27 protein-coding genes and 1 pseudogene are annotated in these 26,357 nt (G+C 63.4%); 22 read left to right on the top strand and 6 right to left on the bottom strand.

Annotation, left to right across the window (positions count from 1 at the left end):
• Window positions 1-15: 15 nt before the first annotated feature.
• The 3 genes from FFY45_RS07135 to FFY45_RS07125 all read left to right on the top strand — a co-directional run bounded on the left by FFY45_RS07135 (window position 16) and on the right by FFY45_RS07125 (window position 2,894).
• Window positions 16-870: a pirin family protein gene (locus FFY45_RS07135; RefSeq protein WP_176339897.1), complete on the top strand. Its 855-nt coding sequence runs from the start codon at window positions 16-18 to the stop codon at window positions 868-870.
• A gap of 79 nt (window positions 871-949) precedes the next feature.
• Window positions 950-2,431 (top strand): aldehyde dehydrogenase, encoded by a 1,482-nt coding sequence (locus FFY45_RS07130; protein WP_176339896.1) that lies wholly within the window; start codon window positions 950-952, stop codon window positions 2,429-2,431.
• Between the two features lie 58 nt (window positions 2,432-2,489).
• The gene (locus tag FFY45_RS07125) at window positions 2,490-2,894 is read left to right on the top strand and encodes a nuclear transport factor 2 family protein (RefSeq protein ID WP_176339895.1); all 405 of its coding nucleotides are present in this window, start codon (window positions 2,490-2,492) and stop codon (window positions 2,892-2,894) included.
• A 304-nt stretch (window positions 2,895-3,198) separates the two neighbouring features.
• Here FFY45_RS07125 and FFY45_RS07120 read toward each other — a convergent pair whose 3' ends face one another.
• Window positions 3,199-3,969, bottom strand: a complete 771-nt coding sequence (locus FFY45_RS07120; RefSeq protein WP_217902483.1) for an SDR family NAD(P)-dependent oxidoreductase — start codon at window positions 3,967-3,969, stop codon at window positions 3,199-3,201.
• Between the two features lie 129 nt (window positions 3,970-4,098).
• On the opposite strand from FFY45_RS07120, the gene FFY45_RS07115 reads away from it, so the two are divergent.
• From FFY45_RS07115 to FFY45_RS07030, 18 genes and pseudogenes are all read left to right on the top strand, one after another.
• Entirely contained in the window at window positions 4,099-5,748 is a 1,650-nt protein-coding gene (locus tag FFY45_RS07115) for an FAD-dependent oxidoreductase (protein ID WP_176339894.1), read from the top strand.
• Between the two features lie 71 nt (window positions 5,749-5,819).
• Window positions 5,820-6,392, top strand: coding sequence for a TetR/AcrR family transcriptional regulator (locus FFY45_RS07110; protein WP_176339893.1), 573 nt, complete (start codon window positions 5,820-5,822; stop codon window positions 6,390-6,392).
• A 95-nt stretch (window positions 6,393-6,487) separates the two neighbouring features.
• Window positions 6,488-6,916, top strand: a complete 429-nt coding sequence (locus tag FFY45_RS07105; protein ID WP_176339892.1) for a DoxX family protein — start codon at window positions 6,488-6,490, stop codon at window positions 6,914-6,916.
• Window positions 6,917-6,968: 52 nt separating this feature from the next.
• Window positions 6,969-7,913: pseudogene (locus FFY45_RS07100) on the top strand (LysR family transcriptional regulator).
• Window positions 7,910-8,173, top strand: coding sequence for an EexN family lipoprotein (locus FFY45_RS07095; protein ID WP_176339891.1), 264 nt, complete (start codon window positions 7,910-7,912; stop codon window positions 8,171-8,173). Before FFY45_RS07100 ends, FFY45_RS07095 begins: the two are co-directional and overlap by 4 nt.
• 236 nt (window positions 8,174-8,409) lie before the next feature.
• Entirely contained in the window at window positions 8,410-10,407 is a 1,998-nt protein-coding gene (locus FFY45_RS07090) for a conjugal transfer protein TraG (protein ID WP_176339890.1), read from the top strand.
• Window positions 10,404-10,868, top strand: coding sequence for a CopG family transcriptional regulator (locus FFY45_RS07085; protein WP_176339889.1), 465 nt, complete (start codon window positions 10,404-10,406; stop codon window positions 10,866-10,868). Before FFY45_RS07090 ends, FFY45_RS07085 begins: the two co-directional genes overlap by 4 nt.
• A gap of 68 nt (window positions 10,869-10,936) precedes the next feature.
• Entirely contained in the window at window positions 10,937-11,911 is a 975-nt protein-coding gene (gene trbB / locus FFY45_RS07080; RefSeq protein WP_439333518.1) for a P-type conjugative transfer ATPase TrbB, read from the top strand.
• Window positions 11,908-12,291: a TrbC/VirB2 family type IV secretion system protein gene (locus FFY45_RS07075; RefSeq protein ID WP_094852247.1), complete on the top strand. Its 384-nt coding sequence runs from the start codon at window positions 11,908-11,910 to the stop codon at window positions 12,289-12,291. Before trbB ends, FFY45_RS07075 begins: the two co-directional genes overlap by 4 nt.
• Window positions 12,288-12,572 carry a VirB3 family type IV secretion system protein gene (locus FFY45_RS07070; RefSeq protein ID WP_121040493.1) on the top strand — a complete coding sequence of 95 codons (285 nt, stop codon included), beginning with the start codon at window positions 12,288-12,290 and terminating at the stop codon, window positions 12,570-12,572. Before FFY45_RS07075 ends, FFY45_RS07070 begins: the two co-directional genes overlap by 4 nt.
• Window positions 12,573-12,584: 12 nt before the next feature.
• Entirely contained in the window at window positions 12,585-15,035 is a 2,451-nt protein-coding gene (gene trbE, locus FFY45_RS07065; protein WP_176339887.1) for a conjugal transfer protein TrbE, read from the top strand.
• Complete coding sequence (gene trbJ / locus FFY45_RS07060) at window positions 15,032-15,769, top strand: P-type conjugative transfer protein TrbJ (protein ID WP_176339886.1); 738 nt, start codon at window positions 15,032-15,034, stop codon at window positions 15,767-15,769. The genes trbE and trbJ overlap by 4 nt, the downstream gene beginning before the upstream one ends.
• A gap of 11 nt (window positions 15,770-15,780) precedes the next feature.
• Window positions 15,781-16,113, top strand: coding sequence for a hypothetical protein (locus tag FFY45_RS07055; protein WP_176339885.1), 333 nt, complete (start codon window positions 15,781-15,783; stop codon window positions 16,111-16,113).
• Entirely contained in the window at window positions 16,110-17,501 is a 1,392-nt protein-coding gene (trbL, locus tag FFY45_RS07050) for a P-type conjugative transfer protein TrbL (RefSeq protein ID WP_176339884.1), read from the top strand. Before FFY45_RS07055 ends, trbL begins: the two co-directional genes overlap by 4 nt.
• Before the next feature lie 24 nt (window positions 17,502-17,525).
• On the top strand, window positions 17,526-18,230 hold the full coding sequence (gene trbF, locus FFY45_RS07045) for a conjugal transfer protein TrbF (RefSeq protein WP_176339883.1): 705 nt from the start codon (window positions 17,526-17,528) through the stop codon (window positions 18,228-18,230).
• On the top strand, window positions 18,227-19,219 hold the full coding sequence (trbG, locus tag FFY45_RS07040; protein ID WP_176339882.1) for a P-type conjugative transfer protein TrbG: 993 nt from the start codon (window positions 18,227-18,229) through the stop codon (window positions 19,217-19,219). The genes trbF and trbG overlap by 4 nt, the downstream gene beginning before the upstream one ends.
• A 2-nt stretch (window positions 19,220-19,221) precedes the next feature.
• Window positions 19,222-20,505, top strand: a complete 1,284-nt coding sequence (locus FFY45_RS07035) for a TraB/TrbI/VirB10 family type IV secretion system protein (protein ID WP_176339881.1) — start codon at window positions 19,222-19,224, stop codon at window positions 20,503-20,505.
• Window positions 20,502-20,756 carry a DUF2274 domain-containing protein gene (locus FFY45_RS07030; RefSeq protein WP_176339880.1) on the top strand — a complete coding sequence of 85 codons (255 nt, stop codon included), beginning with the start codon at window positions 20,502-20,504 and terminating at the stop codon, window positions 20,754-20,756. The genes FFY45_RS07035 and FFY45_RS07030 overlap by 4 nt, the downstream gene beginning before the upstream one ends.
• On the opposite strand, the gene FFY45_RS07025 is transcribed toward FFY45_RS07030, so the two are convergent.
• Window positions 20,745-21,875 carry a hypothetical protein gene (locus FFY45_RS07025; RefSeq protein WP_343204088.1) on the bottom strand — a complete coding sequence of 377 codons (1,131 nt, stop codon included), beginning with the start codon at window positions 21,873-21,875 and terminating at the stop codon, window positions 20,745-20,747. The two genes, FFY45_RS07030 and FFY45_RS07025, sit on opposite strands and share 12 nt — an antisense overlap.
• Window positions 21,876-21,894: 19 nt before the next feature.
• On the opposite strand from FFY45_RS07025, the gene FFY45_RS07020 reads away from it, so the two are divergent.
• Complete coding sequence (locus FFY45_RS07020) at window positions 21,895-22,281, top strand: helix-turn-helix transcriptional regulator (RefSeq protein WP_176339879.1); 387 nt, start codon at window positions 21,895-21,897, stop codon at window positions 22,279-22,281.
• An 8-nt stretch (window positions 22,282-22,289) separates the two neighbouring features.
• On the opposite strand, the gene FFY45_RS07015 is transcribed toward FFY45_RS07020, so the two are convergent.
• The 4 genes from FFY45_RS07015 to guaA all read right to left on the bottom strand — a co-directional run bounded on the left by FFY45_RS07015 (window position 22,290) and on the right by guaA (window position 26,280).
• Window positions 22,290-22,814 (bottom strand): helix-turn-helix transcriptional regulator, encoded by a 525-nt coding sequence (locus FFY45_RS07015; protein ID WP_176339878.1) that lies wholly within the window; start codon window positions 22,812-22,814, stop codon window positions 22,290-22,292.
• A gap of 3 nt (window positions 22,815-22,817) precedes the next feature.
• Window positions 22,818-23,093: a hypothetical protein gene (locus tag FFY45_RS07010; RefSeq protein ID WP_176339877.1), complete on the bottom strand. Its 276-nt coding sequence runs from the start codon at window positions 23,091-23,093 to the stop codon at window positions 22,818-22,820.
• A 63-nt stretch (window positions 23,094-23,156) separates the two neighbouring features.
• On the bottom strand, window positions 23,157-24,413 hold the full coding sequence (locus FFY45_RS07005) for a tyrosine-type recombinase/integrase (RefSeq protein WP_176339876.1): 1,257 nt from the start codon (window positions 24,411-24,413) through the stop codon (window positions 23,157-23,159).
• Between the two features lie 301 nt (window positions 24,414-24,714).
• A complete protein-coding gene (guaA, locus tag FFY45_RS07000; RefSeq protein WP_176339875.1) occupies window positions 24,715-26,280 on the bottom strand; it encodes a glutamine-hydrolyzing GMP synthase in 1,566 nt (521 codons plus the stop codon).
• Window positions 26,281-26,357: the final 77 nt, after the last annotated feature.

The following is a 26,357-nucleotide window of genomic DNA, read 5'->3' as shown; positions in this document are numbered from 1 at the left end:
TAGCAGGAGAAGAAAATGACATCCCCCTTGCCTGAGCGGCAGATCGCCAAAATCAATCGGCCAGGTGTGGAAACTGGATATACGGACAAACACCTTGTCCGGCGACTTATGCCGCCCGGGGATTGGGTTGCTACAGATCCGTTTTTGCTTCTGATGGAAGACTGGGCCGGACCTGGCGTTTTCGAACCACATCCGCATCGCGGCATGCAAACCTTGACCTTCCTTCTTGAAGGCGAGATCGAGCACTACGACAACCACGGTCAGAAGGGTCGGATCTCCGCCGGCGATGCTCTGCTCATGACCGCCAGCCGGGGTATCGTCCATGACGAGCGGCCCGCCGATGGAAAGACGCTGCATCTGTTGCAGCTGTGGATCAACCTGCCTAGCAAGGACAAGTTGACCTTAGCCAGTCTGCAGGAGTTGCACGCATCCGAGTTACCTGTTCGTCGCGAGCCAGGTGTTGAGGTTCGCGTGTTTTCAGGGCGCTCAGGCGAGGTCGTTGCAGCAACCGAGAACTACGTACCTTTCACTGCACTGGAAATGCGACTCGACGCCGCAGCGACGGTTCAACAGGACCTGCCCGCCGGATACAACGGCTTCATCGTAGTGATTGACGGTCGTGTGCGCATCGGCTCTTCCGGTGAAGACGTAGGGCCCGGAGAACTTGCGTGGCTCACGCGAAGTGAGGAGCCGAGTCAGGTCACCGTCACGGCCGGCGAAGCTGGCGCCCGAGCGCTGTTGTTCGCCGGACAGCCTCTGAATGAGCCCGTCGCATCCCGCGGCCCCTTCGTCATGAACACTGCCGAAGAGTTGAACGTCGGTTTTGCCGAGTACCGTGCGCAAGGCGATCGATTCGGACAAGCGGGCTGAGCAGCAGGCATTTTCATTGTCTGGGAAAGCATTGCTGGTCGGCCCCTCGTACTCACCTTCACCAAGGGACATAGCTGTCATGAACGCCCCCAACACACTCGCAAAAATCAGGATTAAAAATCCGGACAAGCTTTACATCGGTGGCCAATGGGTCCCTGCGGCGAAAGGTGGGCGACTACAGATCATTTCGCCCAATACCGAACAGTCGTTCATGGAAGTCGCCGAAGCGACCGAAGAGGACGTGGACCGCGCTGTCGCTGCCGCGCGCGAAGCGTTCGATCACGGTCCCTGGCCCCGGACGTCGGCGGCCGAGCGGGTGAAGTTGCTTGAGCGCATGACTGAAGTGCTGCGCCGGCGAGTCCCCGAGCTTGCCTCTGCGGTGACTCAGCAGGTCGGAGCGACAGTAGGCGCCGGTGAATTCTTGACCGGTCAGGGGATTGCGCACTATGAGCGCGCCGCACAGCTCGGGCGCGAATTCGCCTTCGAACGGCGCGTGGAATCGCCATTGGCTGCCGCCGCCTATGTTGTCCACGAACCGCTGGGCGTCGTTGCCGCAATCGCGCCGTGGAACGCTCCGTTCATGCTGATGTCGGCAAAGGTCGCCTCGGCGCTTTTGGCTGGATGCACGATCATCATGAAGCCCGCCTCTGAAACGCCCCTGGAGGCTTACATCATCGCCGAGGCCGCCGAAGAGGCGGGTCTGCCTGCGGGTGTGTTGAATCTGCTCCCGGCCGGTCGTGAGGCTTCGGACTACCTCGTGCGCCAGCCAGCGGTCGACAAGATCTCCTTCACGGGCTCGACGGTCGTCGGTCGTCATATCGCGTCCATCGCGGGATCACGTCTGGCCCGGGCCACGATGGAGCTTGGTGGCAAGTCGGCAGCCATCGTGCTCGACGATTACGACATCGAAGCGGCGGCCAAGGTCTTGGCCGGCACCATCACCATCCTCACGGGCCAGGTCTGTTCAATGCTCACCCGGGTCATCGTGTCTCGTGAACGGCATGATGCTCTTGCCGAGGCGATCGCCGCAGAAATGGCGAAGGTGCAGGTGGGCTACTCGTGGGACCCCGACAGCCAGATGGGGCCCATCGCCATGAGCCGACAGCTCGATCGTGTGTTGTCCTATGTTGAAAAGGGCCAAGCCGAAGGCGCCACGCTGGTCACCGGAGGCAAACGTCCCTCTCACCTGAAAAGCGGGTACTTCATTGAGCCAACTCTCTTTGCTGGCGTCGATAGCAGCATGACCATCGCGCAGGAGGAGATCTTTGGGCCCGTACTTAGCTTGATCCCGAGCAAGGATGTGGACGACGCGATTCGGATCGCAAATGACTCCATCTATGGACTCGACGGCTCGGTCCTGACGCACGACGCCCAAGCTGCCTACAAAATCGCACGACAGGTCCGCACCGGCAATGTGGGACAGAACGGTCTTCGCAACGACTTTGCGCTGCCGTTTGGCGGCTTCAAACAGTCAGGCATCGGCCGCGAAGGCGGGACGCAGGGGCTGAGTTCCTACCTGGAAAGCAAAGTCATCCTGCTCGACGCAGCGGTCCACCTTTAAGCATCGTAGGGCGCCCCTCACGGGGCTGCTCGCAGATCCAACATCAGGAGACAGTTCTATGCCCATCAACGTCTTGGCCGTCGCCGAGCAGTTCAGTGCAGCGATCACATCCTTGGACGCGGATGCCGTCGCACAGCTGTACACCGATGACCTGGTTGTCCAGAGCAACGCCTCAAACGACACGCAAACCAAGGACCAGAACATCGCGATGTTGCGCGTGATCTTCGGTATCGAAAGCGAGCATGGCTATCACGATATCGAGCGCATCCCGACGCCCGATGGCTTCGTCCAGATCCACACCTTCAAGCCGGTCTTTACCGATGGCTCCAGCGGCGGCGAGGCCAGGGTTTGCATGGTCGCGCAGGTTCGCGATGGGAAGATTTGCAGGCTACGTGAGTTCCTCGACGGGGCGCAGGTCGGCGTCTTCTGGTCACGTGTCGCGGAAGCTTCAAAGAGCGCGTGAGCAGCTTTCGACTACAAGCAATGTCTACCCTCCGAATCATCAAGTCAGGTTCCCGGCTTTCCGAATAAGCAGGCGACGATTTCTTCCCCACCAACAATGGGGGGAGATGCCGCAACCTCTATTGCTTCGTCTTTCTCCGCCTTTTTGTGGCTGGGCCGGGGCCTTGGAGCGTGGATGTCGTTCTGGCACGGCGGCGCCAGCCAACGTCAAATGTGAGCGTTACTGGTCTTTAGTCGGAAGGATCCTTGGCGTACTGCCGGAAGGCCAAGCTCCAGTAGGTGTTATCCGCACTGCCCACAGGCGCTCAAGCCGCCGACCATCCTCCGTCGGAAGGCATAACAATACCCGTCACGTTGGCGGAATCGTCGCTTAGTAGCCAGCTGATGCCCGCTGCGATCTGCTCAGGCGTGGCCGCGCTCGGTACGATGACCTTCAACAGCGCGCCAACCCTGTCAGCGGCCAGACTCGACTTCATTTGCCCGTCGATTCCGGTTTGAACAGCTCCCGGGGCGATGGCGTTGACGCGTAGGCCGCTGGGCCCATACATGAAAGCCGTGTTGCGGGTCAGGCCGATCAGGGCGTGTTTTGAGGCCGTGTAAGCGACTCCGGCCGCGGACCCACGCAGGCCAGCCTCGGAAGCCACGTTCACGATGGCTCCCTTACCTGCAGCCAGCATCAACGGCAACGCCGCTCGTGTCAGCCGCATCACCGCCGTCACATTGATTGCGAAAACCTTCTCCCAGGTCGCGTCATCGACCTCACCTACGGGCAGGAATCCATCCATGACGCCGGCGATGTTGGCTAAGGCATCCACCCGTCCGTTGGCGGCCGTGATCACCGCCTGCACTGTCTCTTCCTTGGAGATATCGCCGACGACGATCGCGGTCCGATCCGGACCCAGTTCGTCGGCAAGCGCGTCAAGCCGGTCCTTGAAGAGGTCAGCCGCGACGATGTTCGCACCCTCTCGTGCCAGGCGAACGGCGACTGCGCGACCGATGCCCGATCCGGCTCCCGTGACGATGGCCGTGCGGCCCGCGAATCGGAGGTTGGTCTGAAGTTCGGTCATTTTGGTCATCGTCCATTGCTAAGGATCAAGTGGCTGCTGCCAGCCAGTGGGCATTTGCTTGTCGCTAAGCGTACATTGATGTACGCTTAGCGACAAGCACCCTGATAAAGGGCATGAAACGCGCCGCAGGAGGATTTGATGACCAAGGCCCAGGCGGAAACGTTCGACTTCATCATTGTCGGGACGGGGGCTGCCGGCTTGGTTGCGGCCCTGACGGCTCACAAGAATGGCCTCAAACCCCTCGTCATCGAAAAGGCCGACGTATGGGGTGGTTCCTCAGCGTTGTCGGGCGGTGGGCTCTGGATTCCCAACAACCACCTGATGCAGGCCGATGGCGAAAACGATTCGCTGGAGGCAGCGCTAACCTACATGGACGATGTGATCGCCGACGTAGGTCCGGCGAGCTCGCGCGAACGCAAGTTGGCCTATTTGGAGAATGGGCCAGCCATGGCCAAGCTGATGGAAGAACTCGGCTTCCGGTGGACGCGCGCGCCCCGATACCCCGATTACTATCCCGACCGCCCTGGCGGACGCATCGGGCGTTTGCTGGAGGGACGCACCTTCAATGGAAAGCGGCTTGGCCCTTGGCTCAAGACCCTCCGCAAGACCGCCCAGCCGTCCTTGGCCATGGACATCGACAGCATCCCGCGGCTTCCTACCGTCATCCGGTCGGCACGCTCCTTCTTCACAACGCTGCGTGTCTTCGTGCGCACCTTGGCCTTCCGGCTCACAGGGAGGGTACCCAGTTCCCAGGGGCAGTCGCTGGTGGCGCAGCTCATGTTCATGGTTCAGGAGAGGCGCCTGCCCGTCAGCTTGAGCACCAGCCTCAAGGAGCTGGTGTTCGAAGGGTCCAAGGTCGTAGGCGTGGTCGTGGAAGACCACCAAGGCCTGAGGACGATCAATGCGACCAAGGGCGTGCTGTTATGCGCAGGAGGTTTCGCGCGCAACGCGGAATTCCGTCTGAAACACCAGGGCGTCACGGGCGAATGGAGTTCGGCCAGCCCAGACGACCAAGGTGACGCTATCCAGATCGGAGCGGCCGCAGGCGCCGCAACCGCGCTCATGGACGACGCATGGTGGGGTCCGAGTTTCATGTATCCCGACGACGTGCCGGGCTTTTGTCTTTGGGAACGAACGCTGCCTGGTTCGATCATCGTCGACGACAAGGGTGAGCGCTATTTCAACGAGGCCGAGTCGTATATCGACGCCGGCCACGCCATGCTGGCGCGCAACAAGATCGCAGGCGCCATTCCCAGCTGGCTGATCATGGATGGTCGCTTCCGCCGTCGCTATGTGTTCGGCACGATGCCGCCCGGATTGACGCCAAAGGCGATGTTCACCTCGGGATTCTTCGAGATGGCTGACACCCTTGATGAACTGGCCCGCAAGTGCGGAATTGATGCCGCAGGTCTGAAGCGCACCGTCGAGCGGCATAACGCCTTCAGCAAGAGCGGTGTCGACGAGGATTTCGGCCGGGGCCGAACGGTCTATGACCACTATTTCAGCGATTCGTCGGTGAAGCCGAACCCGACGCTAGGTCCGATCGACAAGGGACCCTATCTCGCTTGCAAGGTCTATCCCGGTGATCTCGGTACCAAAGGAGGCCTGCTGACCGATGAGCACGCGCGTGTCCTCAGGGACAGCGGAGAAGTCATCGACGGTCTCTACGCCAGTGGCAATACGACTGCATCGGTGATGGGGCGGACGTATCCAGGCCCTGGTTCGACTTTGGGACCAGCCACCACCTTTGCCTATATCGCCGCCAATCACGCGGCCAGGCAGCTTTAGAACGCTGATGGCTTTGATTCATCACTAGCCATGCGATCCCCTATTCGAAATTCTCAACTTCGGAGAACCTGTTGAGCAAGAAAGATATGAGAGCAGACGGGCGTCAAAACAGGGCGACGCTGCTTCATGCGGCCGCTGTAGTTTTTGCGCGTGAAGGTTTTGATGCGCCTCTTGAACTCGTTGCCGCCGAGGCCGGCGTCAGTCGTATGACGCTCTACCGCAACTTCCCTGATCGGGACGCCCTCGGATACGCCATTTTCGAGCAGAACATCGTCGAGTTACGTGAGACAGCCGAGCGACTTGCTGATGAACCCGAAGGCTTCCTGGTCCTGCTCGACATCTTGCTTAAAAGCCTTGTAGAGAGTGCCGGGTTGACTGAAGCGCTGTGCACGCGCTCCAACGAGTTGGAGCTGGTTGCCCAGCTTCGGCATCGCACGATCGATCTGATGATGCCGCTACTGCACGCCGCGCAAGAGTCCGGCGTGATTCGCCAGCAAGTCGACAGGTTAGATCTCGATGTGTTCATGGAGATGCTCGGCGCATCCCTTCGAGGTCCAGCCAAGACACGAAAGCTCCGGGCGGAACGTGCAATGGACATCCTTCGCCGTGGTCTGCTCCTCCCACGCGACACCGCAGCAAGCTGAGGCTCCAATTTAAGGATGACGACCAAGACTCGGAGCGCCGCCAGGCGCAGGCAGCAGCCCTCCGAACCAGTAACTACATTGAGGAGGAAGCCGCCATGTCAACACCGACTACTAGCCCCACCAATCCGAGCAAAGCCCTTGTGATAGCGCTCTGGATCACGCAGGTCCTTGTCTTTGCATTTTTCGTCGCGGTAGGCGCAGTGAAGCTGTTCACTCCCATGTCGCAACTCGCGAGCATGATGCCTTGGCCCGGGCAGTATCCCGAAGCCTTTGTGCGCACCATTGGGATCATCGACATCGCTGGCGGTCTCGGCATTCTCCTTCCGTCGTTGACCCGCATTAAACCCGGACTAACTGTACTTGCGGCGCTTTGCTGTGCCGTGCTGCAGATTTTCGCCGCCGTCTTCCACATCTATCGCGGAGAGGCGTCATTGACACCCACCAACTTTGTGCTACTCGCCCTCTGTGCATTCGTTCTCTGGGGTCGCCGGTACAAGGCCTCCATCCTGCCCCGTCAATCTTGATCAATTAAATTTACTGGCGCCTTGCTGGCTTCGATGCCAAGGAAACTGGTGAATGGAATTACGCCACCTACGCTGTTTCATGGCTGTCGCAGAAGAACTTCACTTCGCCCGAGCAGCCGAGCGACTGCATATTGAGCAGTCGCCGCTGTCCCGCGCGATCAAGGAGCTAGAAGAAGACTTGGGTGTGACGCTGTTTGCTCGCACGACACGAAGCACCCGGCTAACCCGAGCTGGCAAGCTGCTCCTTGAACATGTGCCACGCGTGTTCACTGCGATACAACAAGCGCGCGACAGCGTGAAAGCTGCGGCCAATGGCTTTCACACTCAGCTGCGAATTGCCTTGTCTGATGGAATCACGCCATCGCGCCTGCCAGCATTGCTGGCACTTTGTCGGCAGGAAGAACCCGAGGTCGAAATTCGACTGTTCGAGCTGCCGTTATCGCAACAGATTAAGGGTCTGCGTGAGGACCTGTACGACGTAGGGTTTGCACAGTCCGACGAAGTGGGCGACGGCATTGTGGCTTTTCCCGTCTGGAGCGACCCGCTGATGGTGGCTGTTCCGGCACGGCATCCGCTGCTGGCTTACAAGCGCATCCCCTTGGAAGAGCTGTTGCGTTATCCCCTTGTGCTATGCGATGTACGCGTGTGCGAAGGCCATGCACGGCAAATTGAACGAGTGCTGCGCCGGGCAGACACGGAGCCGCTGATTGCCGAATGAGTGGCATCCTGCGACTTGATGATGGCGCTGGTATCCGCAGGTTTCGCCTTGGCCCTGACAGGCGCTGCACACATCGCGGCTAGCCGGGAACAGGGCGTTATCGCGCGACCGCTGACCGGCCGTTCGCCAATGCTCACGACCTACCTGCTGCAGCCGGAGGGAGAGCCTTCGGATGCGCTGGCCCGGTTCATCGAGCGCGTGCAGGCCATCGAATTCCCCGAAACCATCCGGCCTGCACCGAGCATTGATCCAGATCCACCGGAGGAACCCACGCCATGAAGAAGACCATCCCGCTCTTGTTGGCCGCGATGCTGTCGGCCTGCGGCCCATCCGAGGCACCGAAGCAGGCCAGCGTGCCGACCGTCGAAGAACTGGCCGCCGACCCGGCACGGTTGAAGGAGCTGCGCCAGCAGTGCAAGACCGATCGCGCCAGGCTTGGCGATGTGCTGTGCAATCGAGTCGCCGAGGCTACGCGCAAGCGGTTCTACGGCGATGGCAGCACCCCGTACACGCCGCAGAAGGAACCGCCGAAGTTCTGATCGTAGGCGCCTCGCCACGAATCTTCCGTTTTCTCGCTCGACACGCCGCAATGCGCCCCCGCTTGCGGCGTTTTTTCTGCCTGCGCTCGTGCGCGAAATCTTGCTTTTTTATCGACCTTTCTCCCGATAACGGTCTTTGACCGGCACCGACTCGGCACTGATTCTCGCGTCATGCGGCACGTCCTTGTGCCGCGTGTGAACGAGGAATCATCGCAGAGGGAATCGGAGGCCAGTCAATGCAAACTCAGGGCGTGCTGTTCGGGCAGATCGCGGTTGTTTTCAGCATCGTGATCGCCGGTGTGTGGAGTGCAACGCAATGGACAGCCGCCGCACTGGCCTACCAACTACGCCTTGGCTCGCCCTGGTTCGACTTCTTCGGCACGCCGGTCTATCACCCGTGGCGGTTGTTCGAGTGGTGGTTCTTCTTCGATGCCTACGCGCCGCACGTCTTCGACATAGGCGGCGCGATCGCCGGCGGCAGCGGCCTGATGGCCGTGGTGGTTGCCATCGCCATGTCGGTGTGGCGTTCGCGGCAATCGCGCCTGGTTACGACCTATGGCTCGGCACGTTGGGCCAACACCGCCGACATTCGCAAGGCCGGGCTGGTGCAGTCTGCCGGCGTCTTTCTCGGCCTGCATGACGGACAGTACCTGCGCCATGAAGGTCCGGAACACGTCCTGACCTTCGCGCCCACGCGCTCGGGCAAAGGCGTGGGCCTGGTGGTGCCGACCTTGCTGTCCTGGCCTGCATCGGCAGTGATCCACGACATCAAGGGCGAGAACTGGCAGATCACCGCCGGCTGGCGTTCGCGCTTCTCGCATTGCCTGCTGTTCAACCCCACCGATTCTCAGTCGGCCGCGTACAACCCGCTGCTGGAAGTGCGGCGCAGCGCGCATGAAGTGCGCGACGTGCAGAACATCGCGGACATTCTCGTTGACCCCGAAGGCGCGCTGGAGAAGCGCAATCACTGGGAGAAGACTTCGCACGCGCTGCTGGTCGGCGCCATCCTGCATGTGCTCTATGCGGGCGAAGACAAGACGCTGCGCGGCGTCGCCAACTTCCTCTCCGATCCTGCGTGCCCGTTCGAGCTGACGCTGCATCGGATGATGACGACGCGTCATCTCGGTGACGCGCCGCATCCTGTTGTCGCGTCCGCCGCGCGCGAAGTGCTCAACAAGAGCGACAACGAGCGGTCTGGTGTGCTGTCCACGGCCATGTCGTTCCTCGGCCTCTACCGCGACCCCACTGTGGCCGAGGTCACGTCGCGCTGCGACTGGCGCATCGCCGACCTGATTGCGTCCGAGCATCCCGTTTCGCTGTACCTGATGGTGCCACCTTCGGACATCAGCCGCACCAAGCCGTTGATCCGGCTCATCTTGAACCAGATCGGGCGACGCCTCACCGAATCGCTCGATGGCAGCGATGGCATCGAACGCCGCCACAAGCTGTTGCTGATGCTCGATGAGTTTCCGGCGCTGGGCCGGCTCGACTTCTTCGAGACGGCGCTTGCCTTCATGGCCGGCTACGGCATCCGCAGTTTCCTCATCGCGCAGTCGCTCAACCAGATCGACAAAGCCTACGGCCAGAACCATTCGATTCTGGACAACTGCCATGTCCGGGTGACGTTCGCTACCAACGACGAGCGCACGGCCAAACGGATCTCCGAGACGTTGGGCACCGCCACCGAACTGCGCGCGCAGCGCAACTATGCCGGCCACCGGCTCGCGCCGTGGCTCGGGCATCTGATGGTGTCGCGGCAGGAAACGGCTCGGCCGCTGCTGACGCCGGGCGAAGTGATGCAACTCCCGCCCGATGAATCGGTGGTGATGGTGTCCAGCGTCGCGCCGATCAAGGCCAAGAAGCTGCGCTACTACGCCGACGCCAATTTCAAGCAGCGCGTGCTGCCACCGCCCGCGCTTGCGGCTGGGCAGTACGCCGACGTGCCACCGGCCCGCGCCGACGACTGGAGCGGCCTGGCGATTCCGGCCGTCCTCGCCGCATCAGTCACGGCATCCGCCGATGAGCCGGGCGGCACCGACGACGGCGGCCCGCGCCGCCAACCCGAACTCTCCGAATCCGTCGCGTACGACCCCGAGCTGGGTGCGCCCGATGACCTCGCGCTGCTCGATGACGACTACGACCTGCCGCTGCCGCTTCCCGGCCAGCTCGATCCGGCCATGCAGCGCACGGCCCGGCTGGCCTCTCTCGACCCTAACGACGGAATCGACCTATGAGCCAATACCGCCTCAATCTTTTTATCCAACACGAGCACGCCAAGCTGCTGGAAGAACTCGCCACCAAGAAAGGCGTCTCGAAATCCAGCATCGTCGCGGCGGCGCTCGCGTCCTGGCTGTCGCCGGACGCGGGCGACCAGCGCGAGGCCGCCATTGCCAAGCGACTGGATCGCCTGTCGCGTCAGGCCGAACGGCTGGAGCGCGACCAGAACATCCAGATCGAAACGCTGGCGCTGTTCATCCGCTACTTCCTGACCGTCAGCACGCCGGTGCCCGAGGCCCATCAGGACGCGGCCCGCGCCCAGGGCAAAGCGCGTTTCGAGCAGTTCATCGAACAGCTCGGCAGGCACCTGCTGCGCGGCCGCAGTCTGGTGCGCGACGTGGTGGAAGAACTCCATCCCGACCCGATGCGGATGGATGACGCGGCGGCGCTGGCCGAAGCGCAGGAGCGTGCCTCATGAGCGCCGTTCCGCAGATCCCGCCCGAACCACGCTCGTCGGCCACCACTTCACAGGATCGCCGCATCCAGATGCTGCGAACGGCAATGGGGCCGCTGATCGCCGCCGCGCTCGAAGACCCGGACGTGGTGGAAATCATGCTCAACCCTGATCGCACCCTGTGGGTGGATCGGCTGTCGTCGGGCCGCGCACCGCTGGGCGTCGAGCTGCCCGAAGCCGACGGCGAACGCATCATCCGCCTTGTCGCCGCCCACGTTGGTGCGGAAGTGCATCGCGGCCAGCCGCTCTTGACCGCTGAATTGCCCGAGACGGGCGAGCGTTTCGAGGGCATCTTGCCGCCCGCCGCACCGGGGCCAGCCTTCGCGCTGCGCAAGCGGGCCGTGAGCATCATCGGCCTGGATCGCTATGTGGCCGACGGCATCCTGACTGCCGGCCAGGCGGACTTCCTGCGCCGCGCCGTGCGCGAGCGCCAGAACATCCTGATCGCCGGCGGCACCAGTACCGGCAAGACCACGCTCGCCAACGCGCTGCTGGCCGAGATCGCGGCCACGGGCGACCGCGTGCTCGTGCTCGAAGACACGATCGAGCTGCAATGCGCCGCCCGCGACCATGTGCCGCTGCGCACGCGCGCGGGCGTGGTGTCGATGCAGGAACTGGTGCGCGCCACGATGCGCCTGCGCCCGGACCGCGTGATCGTCGGCGAGGTGCGCGGCGGCGAAGCCCTCGACCTCATCAAGGTGTGGGGCACCGGCCACCCCGGTGGCATCGCCACGATTCACGCCGGTTCCGCCTTGGGCGCGCTGCTACGCCTGGAGCAACTGATTCTTGAAGTGGCGGTGAATCCGCCGCGCGCGTTGATCGCCGAGGCCATCAATGTCGTCATCCACATCGCCGGGCGTGGCCGCAAGCGCCACGTCGAAAGCATCGCCCGCGTCGTCGGCTTCGACGGCGTGGGCTATCGCATGGCGAATGCGCTGGAAACGCCGTTTCCCGAGCTGCCGCCAGTTTCTTCCCCGTCCCCTGAACCCTCTGGAGAACTGCCATGACGCAGATGCACATTCATGCTTTCCGCATTTCCGTAAATCCAGCTTCGGCCTTTGCGCGCCTGCGGCGCCTGGCCGCGCCGGCGCAGCACGGCCTGCTGCTGGCCGCCATCATGCTGATGACGGCCGGCACGGCGAAAGCCGCCGGTTCGTCGATGCCCTGGGAAGGACCGCTGACCTCGATCCTCGAGTCCATCCAGGGGCCGGTGGCACGCATCGTCGCGGTCATCATCATCATTTCCACCGGCCTGGCGCTGGCCTTCGGCGATACCAGCGGCGGCTTCCGCAAGCTGATCCAGATCGTCTTCGGCCTGTCCATCGCGTTCGCCGCGTCCTCGTTCTTCCTGTCGTTCTTCTCGTTCTCCGGCGGGGCCGTCGTATGAGCACCGCCAACGAAGGAGCGCCGGGCTTCGCGTCCGGCTTCGAGATCCCGCTGCATCGCTCGCTGACCGAGCCGATCCTGCTGGGCGGTGCGCCGCGCACCGTGGCGATTGCCAACGGCACGCTAGCCGCCGCCGTCGGGCTGGGCCTGCAACTGTGGATTCCCGGTGCGGTGCTCTGGATCGTCGGCCATTCGCTGGCGGTCTGGGGCGCGCGCGTCGATCCACAGTTCATGCAGGTCTTCGCCCGGCACATCAAGCACAAACCGCTGCTGGACGTGTAGGGGGACGCCGCCATGCTGAACCTTGCTGAATACCGCCAGCGCCCCGCGCTGCTGGCCGACTGGCTGCCCTGGGCCGGCTTGATCGCGCCGGGAGTGTCGCTGAACAAGGACGGTTCGTTCCAGCGCACCGCGCGCTTTCGCGGGCCTGATCTGGACAGCGCGACACAGGGCGAACTGATCGCCACGTCGGCGCGACTCAACAACGCGCTACGCCGCCTGGGGTCGGGCTGGGCCTTGTTCATCGAGGCTGAGCGCCGACCGGCGGCGGACTACCCACGCTCCGACTTCCCCGAACCGCTGTCCTGGCTCGTGGACGAGGAACGCCGCGCCGCCTTCGAGGAATCGGGGCATCACTTCGAGAGCGGCTATCACCTGACGCTGGCTTACCTGCCGCCGGAGGAATCCCGCGCCCGCGCGGCCAAGCTGCTCTATGAGAACTCGCCGGGCGACGGCGTGGACTGGCGCGGCCGGCTCGATGCCTTCGTGGCGGAAACCGATCGTGTCTTCGACTTGCTCGATGGCGTGATGCCGGAGATCGCCTGGCTCGATGACGCCGAGACGCTGACCTACCTGCACGCCACGGTGTCCACGCGGCGCTATCCGCTGGCGGTGCCCGAAGTGCCGTTCCATATCGACGCGCTGCTGGCCGACTCCGCGCTGGTCGGAGGCCTGGCGCCCACGCTGGGCGACCAGCACCTGCGCGTGGTGTCGGTGCGTGGCTTTCCGACCTCGACCTGGCCGGGCCTGCTGGACGACCTCAACCGCCTGGGCTTCGCCTACCGCTGGAGCACGCGCTTCCTGTGCATGGACAAAGCCGAGGCGGAAAAGGAACTCGGCCGCCTGCGCCGCCAATGGTTCGCCAAGCGCAAGAACGTGGTGGCGCTGCTGCGCGAGACGATCTTCCAGCAGGAAAGCCCGCTGGTCGATACCGACGCCAGCAACAAGGCGGCCGACGCGGACGCCGCGATGCAGGAGCTTGGTGGCGATCAGGTGGCCTTTGGTCACTTCACTGCCACGGTGACGGTGCTTGACGCTGATCCGGCCGCGGCCGACGAAAAGCTGCGCATGGTAGAGCGCGTCATCCAAGGACGCGGGTTCGTCACCATCCCCGAAACGCTCAACGCCGTGGATGCGTGGCTGTCGTCCATCCCCGGCAACGCTTACGCCAACGTGCGCCAGCCCATCGTCTCGACGCTGAACTTGGCGCACATGATGCCGCTGTCCGCCGTATGGGCCGGGCCGGAGAAGAACGACCACCTTGACGGCCCACCGCTGATCGTCACTCGCACCGATGGCGCCACGCCGTTTCGGCTGGTGACGCACATCGGCGACGTAGGCCACATGCTGGTCGCCGGCCCGACCGGCATGGGCAAGTCGGTGTTGCTTGCCATTCTGGTGCAGCAATTCCGCCGCTATCGCGGCTCGCGCGTGTTCGCCTTCGATATCGGCCGCTCGATGCGCGCCACCATCCTGGGCCTGGGCGGCGAACACTACGACCTGGGCGCCGATGGCGGCATTGCCTTCCAGCCACTCGCGCGTATCGACCGGGAAAGCTATCGCTCCTGGGCGGCGGAATGGGTGGAGGGGCGCCTGCTGCATGAGGGCATGACGGTCGGCCCGGACGAGAAGGCGGTCATCTGGTCGGCGCTGGGGAGCCTGGCCGGTGCGCCGGTGGAGCAACGCACGCTCACTGGGCTGTCGGTGCTGCTGCAATCGAACGCGCTACGGCAGGCACTCGCGCCCTATGTGCTCGGTGGCGCGCACGGCAAGCTGCTGGACGCGGACACCGATCGTCTCGGCTTCGGTGACGTACAGGGCTTCGAGATGGAAGAACTGATGCACAGCCCCGCCGCCGTGCAAGCGGTGCTGCGCTACCTGTTCGCCCGCTTCGATGAGCGTTTCGACGGTGCGCCGACGCTGCTGATTCTGGATGAGGCGTGGCTGTTCCTCGATGAGCCGTCTTTCGCCGCGCGAATTCGCCAATGGTTGAAGACGCTGCGCAAGAAGAACGTGTCGGTGATCTTCGCCACGCAGTCGCTCGCCGACATCAAGGATTCGAGCATTGCGCCCGCGATCATCGAGAGCTGCCCGAGTCGGATTTTCTTGCCAAACCCGCAGGCGACCGAGCCGCAGATTCGCACGATCTACGAGGGATTCGGCCTCAACAGCCGGCAAATCGAGATCGTCGCAACCGCGCAGCCCAAGCGCGACTACTACTACCAATCGCGTCTCGGCAATCGCCTGTTCGACCTCGACCTGGGGCCGGCCGCGCTCGCCTTCGCGGGCGCGTCCACACCGCAAGACCAACGCGACATTGACCGCGTACTGACGCAGGCCGGCGCTCCCGGCTTTGCCGGGGCGTGGCTGCGCCATCGCGGCCTCGACTGGGCCGCCGACCTGCTGCCGTCCTCGCCGGCGGCGGCTTCGTTCCTCGCTTCTCAATCGCTGGAGGTTTCGCTATGAAGACCCGTGTGCTTTCCGCTTCGCTCGCCGCCGCGTTGGCCGGCTCGCTGATGCTTACCCGCCCGGCGGCGGCGCTGACCTTCGTTGATCCCGTCAACTTGGTGCAGAACACGCTAACCGCCATCCGCACCCTTGAGCAGATCAACAACCAGATCAATCAGCTTCAGAACGAGGCGCAGATGTTGATGAACCAGGCGCGCAATCTCGCGAGTCTGGACTTCAACGTCGTCAACCGGCTGCGCTCCACGCTGGCCACTACCGAACGCCTGATCGCCGAGGCGCAGGGGCTGGCCTACGACGTGCAGAGCATGGATGCCACGTTCGCCCGTCTGTACCCGGAGCAGTACGCCGCGACCATCAGCGGCGACCGCATGGCGCAGGACGCCCGCGAACGCTGGAAGAACACGCTCGATGGCTTGCATACCGCGATGCGGATGCAGGCGCAGGTGTCGCAGAACTTGGCCCAAGACGAAAGCGCGCTGGCCGATCTGGTGAGCCAGAGCCAGTCCGCCACCGGCGCCTTGCAGGCGCAGCAGGCGACCAACCAGCTTCTTGCCTTGCAGGCCAAGCAGTCCATCCAGTCCCAGCAGCTCCAGATCACGCAAGACCGCTCGGCCTCGCTGGAACTGGCGCGGCAGGCGGCGGCCACCGAGCGCGCCCGCGAAGTGCGGCGGCGCTTCCTGGGCAGCGGCACGCCGTACACGCCGCAGTCCATCAATTTCTACAACAACTGACGGAGGCGGTCATGCGATGCGCTCCCGTCTTGTCGGTTTCGCTGCTGGCCGTGCTACTGACCGCTTGCGGCCAGCAGTCGGCCGAGAGCCTGGCCGATGCCTTAACCGCCGATCCCGTGCGGCTCAAGGCGTTGCGTGCGCAGTGCGCGGACGACCGGCAGGCCGTGGGCGAAGACGACTGCCGCGCCGCCGCCGAAGCCTTCCGGCGGCGCTTCTTCTCCGGCCAGGCCGGGCCGGATGAATACCGGACGCTGGCCGAGCTGCCGCCGATTCCGGCGAGCTTCGATGAACCCGACGACCGCGACGAGACGGCGGCTTTGCCTGCCTTGGAGGACGCGCCATGAACGACGTGACCATCATCGACCGATTCCTCGATACGTTCTCGCGCTACATCGACTCCGGGTTCGGGCTGCTGCAAGGCGAAGTGGCGTTCCTGACCGCCACGCTGATCGTCATCGACATGACCATCGCCGGCCTTTATTGGGCCATGAGCCACGCCACCGGCCAGGGCGAGGACGTGATCGCCAAGCTGCTGCGCAAGGTGCTCTACGTCGGTGCCTTCGCCTACATCATCGGCAACTTCAACTGGCTGGCCGGCATCGTGTTCCGCTCGTTCGCCGGGCTGGGCCTGACGGCCACCGGCTCGACCATGACGATGGAGAACTTTCTTCAGCCGGGCCGGCTAGCGAAGACGGGCATCGACGCGGGCGCACCGATTCTGGAACAGATCGGCGACATGACGGGCTTCCCCGAAGTCTTCGTGAACCTCGATCCCATCGTCGTGATGTTTATCGCCTGGCTCACCGTCATCCTGTGTTTCTTCGTGCTGGCGATCCAGCTTTTCATCACGCTGATCGAGTTCAAGCTGACCACGCTGGCGGGCTTCGTGCTGGTGCCGTTCGCGCTTTGGAACAAGACCTCGTTTCTCGCCGAAAAGGTGCTCGGCAACGTGGTGTCGTCGGGCATCAAGGTCTTGGTGCTGGCCGTCATCGTCGGCATTGGCTCGGGACTGTTCGCCGAGTTCCAGGTTCACCCCGACGAACCCTCCATCGATCACGCCCTTGTCGTGATGTTGGCCTCGCTCGCGCTGCTGGCGCTGGGCATCTATGGGCCGGGCATCGCATCCGGCCTGGTGTCCGGTGCGCCGCAGCTTGGCGCAGGCGCGATGGCCGGTGCTGCCATTGGCGCCACCGGCACGGCCGTCGCCATTGGTGCTGCCGCGACGGGCGTGGGCGGTGCGGTCGTGGCCGGGGCACGCATGGCGCCGGCCGCCGCGAAGCTGGCCGGCGCCGGTGCGCGTGCCGCCACCTCGGCGGCCGGTAGCGCACGCTCGGCGTTCCAGGCCGGTTCCGGCGCTGCGGGCGGCGGTGCCAAGGGCGTGATCGCCGGCTTGGGCAATGTCGCCAAGACCGGCGCGCAGGCTGCCGGGCGCAGCGCCGCATCCGGCGCGTCCGGCGCCGCGCAGAAGATGACCGGCTCTTTCCGTGCTGGATGGAACGGCACAGGGGCTGGCGGCGCTGCGTCCGGTGCGGCTGGCTCCGGCCAGGTGGGCGCAGGCGAAGCCACAGACGGCGCCGCCAGCTCGCAGAAGCAAGAGCAGCCCGCCTGGGCCAAGCGGATGCACCGCCGCCAGCAGATCACCCATGCCGCGACCACTGCCGCACACACGTTGCGCGGTGGCGATGGCGGCGGCTCCGGGCAAGGCCCGAGCCTGCGCGGCTCAGACGATTAAAGCGATTCACAAGGAGAACTGACCATGCGATTCAAACGACCGCAGGTGCACTATGCCGATACGCCGCAGCCTGCCACCCCGTATCAAGCCGCCGCCCAGGTGTGGGACGAGCGTATCGGCTCGGCCCGTGTGCAGGCGAAGAATTGGCGGCTGATGGCCTTTGGCTGCCTGGTGCTGGCCTTGCTGATGGCGGGCGGCCTGGTCTGGCGCTCGGCGCAGTCCATCGTGACCCCCTACGTCATCGAAGTCGATCAATCCGGCCAGGTGCGTACCGTGGGCGAGGCCGCCACGCCGTACCGGCCTGCCGATGCGCAGATCGGGCATCACCTAGCGCGCTTCGTGACGCTGGTGCGCTCCCTGTCCATCGACCCCATCGTGGTGCGGCAGAACTGGCTCGATGCCTACGACTACACCACCGACAAGGGCGCGTCCGTGCTCAACGGCTATGCGAGCAAGAACGATCCGTTCGCCCGCGTCGGCCGCGAGTCGGTGACGGTGCAGATCATCAGCGTCACGCGCGCCAGCGATGCCTCGTTCAACGTCCGCTGGACGGAACAGCGGTTCATCAATGGCGCGCCCGCTGGCACCGAACGCTGGAACGCCGTGCTTTCAACCGTCCTGCAAACCCCGCGCACAGAACAGCGCCTGCGCAAGAACCCGCTGGGAATCTACGTCAACGGCCTGTCGTGGAGCCGCGAACTGGATTCTTCCGAAGGAGCCAAGCCATGAACCTGCCTTCCCGCTTTTACGCTTTCGTGCTGATGTTCGCGGCATTGTCGGGCTGCGCCTCGCAGGGCAAGCCGCCGCCGGCCATCTCGCTCGATGAGCCGGTGCAGGCGCAGCCGCTGCCCGAACCTCCCAAGCCGGTGGAAGTCGTCGCCGTGCCCGAGCCGCTGGCGCTGCCTGCGCAGTTGAAGCCGTTGCCGGAGGAGGACGAGGCGGCGCCCGCACCGGAGCCGGTCGACGAGAAGGTGCGCGTTTCGCGCGCCAATGCCGAGGCACGCATCGCTCCCACGCGCGAGGGCTACGTCAACGCGATTCAGGTGTGGCCGTACAGCGACGGCGCGTTGTATCAGGTCTATGCGGCGCCGGGGCGCGTCACCGTGGTTTCGCTCCAGCCCGGCGAGGAACTCGTGACGGTCGCAGCTGGCGATACCGTGCGCTGGATCGTGGGTGACACGTCCAGCGGCAGCGGCGAGGCGCTGCGCGTCAATGTGCTGGTCAAGCCCACCCGCTCGGGCCTGAAAACCAATCTGGTCATCACCACCAGCCGGCGGACGTACCTGCTGGAACTGACCTCGACCGAGAAAGCATGGATGGCCTCGGTGTCATGGGACTACCCGAAAGACCGGATGCTGGCCTTGCAGCGCCAGGCGCAGGCCGCACAGATAGCCGCGCCGGTCGATACCGGCTTGGCGTTGGAGAAGATCCGCTTCCGCTACGCGATCAGCGGCAGCAATCCGCCGTGGAAGCCGCAGCGTGCCTTCGATGATGGCGAGAAGGTCTATATCCAGTTTCCGCCGGGTATCGCCCAAGGCGAACTGCCGCCGCTGTTCGTCATCGGCGCGCATGGTGATGGTCAGCTCGTCAACTACCGCTTCCGCTCGCCGTACTACATCGTGGATCGCCTCTTTGGCGCGGCCGAACTGCGCCTGGGCGGCGATGGTGGTGACGTGGTGCGGATCGAGCGCACCGACGGCGTGGCGCGGAGGAACTGACCATGAGCCAGGACGACACGCCCGACCTTGCCGCGCCGCAGGCGGCGGGCAAGATCGCACCCGAGGCGGTGGCGCTGCGCGCCCAGCCGCGCCCGGTCACGCGCCTGAACCGACGCACGCTGGCCATCCTCACCGGCGGCCTGTCGGTCGCCGTACTCGGCGCGCTGATGTGGTCGCTGCAACCGCAGCGGCGCGGGGCCAACGAGCAGACCGAGCTTTACAACGTCGATCGTGTCTCCAAGTCCGAAGGGCTGGATGCGCTGCCGGCGGACTACTCCAAGCTGCCGCCGGCCTTGCCGCCTGCCGTTCCCGAGCTGGGGCCACCGCTGCCAGGCGATCTTGGCCCGGCCATCGTCAAGTCGCAGCAGCCGGTAACGGCCACCTATGCGGCGCCTGGCAACGACCCGAACGATGCGCTGCGCAAAGAGGCCGAAGCGGCTGCGGCTTCGTCGGTGTTCTTCCGCTCAGGCACGCAGAAGGCCGCGCCGACGGCTCAGTCGCAGGTCGCCGCCGCGCCGGGCTTCGCCGCCAATGCGGCGTTCGACCCGATGGCGGCCGGGCCAGGCTCCACACCGGCGCAGCCTGCCGATCCGACGGCGGTACAGAACCGGCAAGACCAGAAAGAGGCGTTCCAGAAGGCAGGAACCACGGAGACCCGTAATTCCGGCAACCTGCAAATGCCGGCTTCGCCGTATCAGGTGATGGCCGGGACGGTCATCGCCGGTGCGCTGGTGACGGGCATCAAGTCGGATTTGCCGGGCGATGTGATCGCCACGGTGACGGAGCCGGTCTATGACACAGCTACCGGGCGCTTTTTGCTGATCCCGCAGGGTTCGCGCATTCTGGGCCACTACAACAGCCAGGTGAGCTACGGGCAGAGCCGCGTGCAGGTGGTGTGGAACCGGATCATCCTGCCCGACACGTCTTCGCTCACGCTCGACAACCTGGTCGGAGCCGACCCGGCCGGCTATGCCGGGCTGCAAGACGACGTGGACTACCACTGGGGCCACATCTTCGCCGGCGCGGCGCTGACCACTCTGCTGGGCGTCGGCGCCGAGCTGGCCGCGCCCGAGAACCGCCAGGACGGCGACCGCATCATCATCGCCGGGCGCGACAGCGCGCAGGACAGCATCAACCAGGTCGGCCAGGAGCTGACCCGGCGCAACATGAACATCCAGCCGACGCTGACCGAGCGGCCGGGCCTACCGGTTCGCGTCATCGCCAACCGCGACTTGGTACTGCGGCCCTACCAGCCATTGTTCTTCAACAAGGGGACTTCGCGATGACGACGCGCAAGCTGCGGCTCGGGCCGCTACCGAAAACGGAATCCACGAAGCTGACCTTTGCCTGCCCGGCCAGCCTGAAAGCCGACCTCGACCGCTACGCCGCAGTACACGCGCAGGCGTATGGCGAGGCGGTCGATGCTGTGACATTGATCCCGCACATGCTTGAGGCGTTCATCGCGGGCGATCGGGGATTCAGGAAAGACTCGACCCCTGCTATCCCGAAGCCGCCGCTGCGCAACTCACCCCCGTAGTTCAAGCGCGTGTCGCTGCCGAGTGTCGACGGGCGTCTTCACGTAGCTGATTCCCGGATTTCCAAGAACTGCCACCAGCAACCGGCACACCATCGCCTGCATTTGCAGTGTGGTGTTGCCCGGATCTGCTGCGGGCTGGTTGCCACCGTAGATCGAAAAGCCCAGCGGTCCATCGAAGAACAAGGCTTCATGAACGGTGTCGTTTCGGATGACGGATAGCGACGAGGGAGTCGCCTTGTCGCTCTTGGCCCAATCGGGTACAGGCATATCGAATTTTTCGCACATCCACTGGACGCGCCCCGCATGTGGCACAGAAGGCTTTTGTGCCTCCTTGACTACGACGAGCTTGAAGCAGGCGTCCAGCGCCATGTAAAGGTATTGGAACTGCTCGAAGGGAAGGCTATGCGGATACTGCGCCAGGAACAAGGCATGGATGACAGCCGCAACGCGCTTGGGCGCACGTGGATCGCCGCCTTCCGAGTCCAGGTAGTCCAGCGCTAACTCGATGACGTCAGCCACAGTGCAGCGAACCAGGGCGAAATCAACAAGCACCCCAGATTTAATGGGCGTCGCATCAAGAAAGCCCGCCTCCGTTGTCGTCAGCCGCATACCGAAAAAGAAAGACAAACACCACACCACGAAATCGAGCTCTTCTCGGCTCCTGCCTTCATGCAGCGTCAGGACATGGGTCTTGGGCAGGCCGAAGACCCGGGCGTTGTACGGCATCGAGCGAACGTTTCCGCTCATGAAGTCCCGCTGCTGCTGCGCACCCGGATAGATCCAGTCCTTGAGGGCATTGGGGTCCCCGGTAACGGTGGCCACGCTACTTTCGTGATCAGGAAGCGTCTGGACGGAGAAGCGGCCGGTCGCGATGTCGCAGGGCTTGGGGTAGTAGCCGAACTCCATGGCAATCCCATTGAGCGGCGCTTTGAGTGGTTGCTCCATCACAGTGCAGGTGGCCTCATGAACTTTGTTTCGTGAATTATCTAAAACGACCATGCTCTGACCGAACAATTCATGGGCAATTTTTGTGAGCCAAGTTGGATGGCACCCTCCCCGCTTCGCCCCAGCGAGTTGTTCCGATTGCTGACGATAGTCACCATAGATCCATACGAACACAGTGCCTTAGGAACCTTCGATGCCCGTTCACGTTCATTGCACCGATGCAGGCGATACCGCCTTGCCGCCGAAAGCATCCATTCCTCATCCGGGTATGGATGGGTACGAAGACCTTCCGCAGTTTTCGGTCAAACTTCCCCTCCCCTTCCGCCGCACCATTCGCCGCCAAGATTTGCACCAGATCGTCCCTTTGGCGGACACGACGATCTATGGAATGGAGCAGCGTGGCGAGTTTCCACGCCGATTCAATCTGACCTCGCGCTGCGTTGTCTGGGATTTGGAGGAGGTCGAAGCTTGGATCGAAGCTCGCAAGCAGTCCTCTCGATCCGGTGCTATCACCAGGTCCAATGGACCTGATGTCAGGCTACGTAAGCGCCGACCCGTGCGCGATGTAGCTTCGACGTAGCAACGTGGCTAGGCGATCAGCAGTTTGAGCTCTCGCACCGCTGCCACGGGCAGTCGGTGAATTTCCTTGGTCAGATTAACTTCCAACGCTGCACGCGCGGTTTCCAGCATCTTTCGCTCAAAGACATAGCCCCCCTTCTCTTCCAGCCAGCCCAGCACTTCGGCCAGGTGCCAAATCGAGGCGCTGCCTTCGTGCACCGGCGCGGGAAAGGTGGTGGCATGGGAGAGCATCAGCTTGCGCATTGCTTGGCGCGATACACCCACCAATTCGGCGACATCGGTCAGCCCAACGAAATCCGGTGCCGCCTCCACGAGCTTCGCCAAGGGGACAGCACGCTTCACGTCGGCCAGCGCACTGCGCACCGCGGCCTGCGCGTTCTCAGCTTCGCGGGTGAACTCAAGCGCCAAGCGACCCGGCTGCCCGATACCCACCAAGGCGTCATCACAGCCGGCACTGCCGAGACGCTCGACCAGCACATCCGGATCACTGTCGTGCTCGGCGAGCTGGTACTTCAGAATGAAGGTGTATTCCATGGATCAGTCCTCAGATGACGATTCAGCTTCGTTTCGTTGCTGATGGATCGTGCAGTTGTCCACGACCCGCCGCAGCGCTCGGGCATGATTGCCAGGGTTCTTCGGCGTGCTCCACACGCTCGTAATGCAGAACTCGCCGCAGCGGCACTCATCGTCGTTGTAAGGGCAGTAAATCTTGCCCCAGGCATGACTGCCCCCGACCGTGACGCGCCAGCCCTGCCTTTCCGCATGCTTGAGCGCATCTTCGACCTCCTTCTTTGGATGAGAGGGACGGGCCATTCAAGGTCTCCAGTATGGGGATGAATCGTCAGATTGTCAACTGACAACCTGACGTGAAGTCACTCAGACCGATGCGCTCAGCACCGGCACGACCGTATTGCTCGGCAACAGCGTGGGCGCGTATGCGCCACCCTCCACCCAGGCATCGACCATGTTGGCCCACTCCTGCAGCATGTGACGGCGCGGCTCGGCGTATTCGGCCTTGTTGTAGACCGAGCGCGAGGAACGGCCGTCTTCATGCGCCAGGCACTTCTCGATCCAGTCGCCGTTGAAGCCGACCTCGTTGAGCAGCGTCGAGCCGGTGCGGCGCAGGTCGTGCACCGTGAAAGGTTCTAGCGGCAAACCGGCAGCTTTGGCGCGCTCGGACACGATCTGGGTCACGCGGTTGAGCGTCGCCTTGGACATACAGCGGTCGGCGTCGTAGCGCGACGGCAGGACGAACTTCGACCCCGCTGCGCAAGTGTGCAGCGCAACGAAGATGTCCACAGCCTGGCGGGACAGATAGACGACGTGCGGGTTGCGACCCTTCATTCGTGATTTTGGAATCGTCCAGGTCGCGTTCTCGAAATCAACCTCGGCCCATGTCGCCTCGATCAATTCGCTCTTGCGTACCAGCGTCAGCAGAATCATGCGCAACGCGAGGCGAATGGTCGGATAGGTGGCCACCGATTCCATCTGCCGATACATCAGACGGATCTCCATCGGCGACAGCGCTCGATCCTTGGGCACGAAGGTCGCGATCGAAGCCGCGCCCACGCCGTCGGCCGGGTTGTCGACCTTCTCGCCGTGCAGGATAGCGAAGGCGTAGACCTGCTTCACGATGTCGCGCACGTGGACGGCTGTGGCGGGAGCGCCGCGAGCCTTCACCTTGTTGCACAAGGCGCGCAGATCGTCGGAGCTGACTTCGTTGAGTAGCCGGTTCTTGAACGCCGGCAGGATGTCCCGGTCGACGATGCTTCTGCGCATCGCACGCGTGCTGTCGGCCATCTTGGCGTCGGCAAGCCATCGGGCAGTCATGTCGCCGAAATTCTTGGCAGCGGTCAGCCGGCGCTTCTCGCGCTGCTTCTCGTGCGCCGGGGACTTGCCCTCGGCAACCGCTTTCTTGGCGTCGAGCAGCTTTTCGCGGGCCATCGCCAGGGAAATGCCGGCCGGCCCGTAACGGCCGATGGTCAGCGTTTCCCGCCGGCCGTTGAGACGGTAATCGTAGCGGAAGGTGACGGTACCGGTTGTCGATACCGTCACGTACATGCCGTCACGGTCGGATGCCTTATAAGTCAAAGACTTAGGCTTGAGGTTGCGTAGTGCGGTGTCGGTAAGCATCGAGGTTTTTCCTCCTGTTCTTGACGGCTTTTACCGTCAGGGGTCAGGAGACCTGCTGATGCCTGGAAAGCCGCATAAAACAAGCTTTCCAGAGGAGACATTTACCGTCAAAGACCGGTTTGGTCTCAATAGTAAACGGGAGGGTCTTAATCCGACCTCCAGTTCTTACCGTCAGTTCTACCGCCAACACGTTTTGCTGGCCGGCGATAGTCACCGATAGCTACCGCGACGTATTTCTTTCTAAATCAACACGTTACGTCAGTTTTTCGATAGCTGGCGATAGTCCCCGAAGGACCCGATTTCACTCCCACTCGATCGTCGCAGGCGGCTTGCCGGAGATGTCGTAGACCACGCGCGAGACGCCGCGCAGTTCGTTGATGATGCGGTTGGAGACCGTGCCGAGGAAGTCGTACGGCAGGTGTGCCCAGTGCGCGGTCATGAAGTCGATGGTTTCCACCGCGCGCAGCGCGATCACCCATTCGTAGGCGCGTGCATCGCCGACCACACCCACCGATTTCACCGGCAAGAACACCGCGAACGCCTGGCTGGTCTTGTCGTACAGATCGGCCTTGCGCAGTTCGTCGATGAAGATCGCATCGGCCTTGGCCAGCAGTTCGGCGTACTCGCGCTTCACTTCGCCCAGAATGCGCACGCCCAGGCCCGGGCCCGGAAACGGATGGCGATACACCATCGTGCGTGGCAAGCCGAGCTCGACACCGAGACGACGCACTTCGTCCTTGAACAATTCGCGCAGCGGTTCGACCAAGCCCAGCTTCATGTGCTCCGGCAAACCACCGACGTTGTGGTGGCTCTTGATCACGTGCGCCTTGCCGGTCTTGCTGCCGGCCGACTCGATCACGTCCGGATAGATCGTGCCCTGCGCCAGCCACTTGGCATTGGCCAGCTTGTTGGATTCTTCGTCGAAGATATCCACGAACAGGTTGCCGATGATCTTGCGCTTGGCTTCCGGGTCGCTCACGCCTTCGAGCTTGGCGAAATAGCGGTCGGCCGCGTTGACGCGGATCACCTTGACGCCCATGTGCTCGGCGAACATCGCCATCACCTGGTCGCCTTCCTGCCAACGCAGCAGGCCGGTATCGACGAACACACAGGTCAGCTTGTCGCCGATCGCCTTGTGCAACAACGCCGCGACCACCGACGAATCGACGCCGCCAGACAAACCCAAGATGACTTCGTCATCGCCCACCTGCGCGCGCACGCGTGCAATCTGGTCGTCGATGATGTTGGCCGCCGTCCACAGCGTCTGACACCCGCACACATCGACCACGAAGCGACGCAGCAAGATCTGGCCCTGCAGCGTGTGCGTCACTTCCGGATGGAACTGCACGCCGTACCAGCGTTTGTCCTCGTTGGACATCGCCGCCACCGGAATGCGGTCGGTCACGGCAGTAATCGTGAAGCCCGGCGGCACCTGCGACACGTGATCGCCGTGGCTCATCCACACATTCAAACGCGAGGCGCCGGCGTGATCGGTCAGGCCGGCGAACAGTGCATCGGCCGCCACAACATCCACTTCGGCATGGCCGAATTCGCGTTGGTCAGCCGCTTCTGTCGCACCACCCAGCTGCGCAGCCAGGGTCTGCATGCCGTAGCAGATACCGAACACCGGCAAGCCGCTGTCGAACACTTCCTGCGGCGCAACCGGCGCACCCGGCAGGGTGGTCGATTCCGGCCCACCAGACAGAATGATGCCCTTGGCACCGAAGCCGGCAATCTCGGACGGATCATGATCCCAGGCCCAGATCTCGCAGTACACGCCGATTTCGCGGATACGCCGTGCAATCAGCTGGGTGTACTGCGCGCCGAAATCGAGGATGAGGATCTTGTCGGTATGGATGTTGGTCATCGAGGGCCGGGATTGGGGAGTTGGGATTGGAGATTCGCAAAAACGCTAGCCACAACCGCTGCCGGATGAGGACGCGG

It is taken from the genome of Xanthomonas hortorum (assembly GCF_011305375.1).
Classification (GTDB): domain Bacteria; phylum Pseudomonadota; class Gammaproteobacteria; order Xanthomonadales; family Xanthomonadaceae; genus Xanthomonas; species Xanthomonas hortorum_E.
Note: the sequence above shows the minus strand (reverse complement) of the source record. Positions and strands in the feature narration are given on the sequence as shown.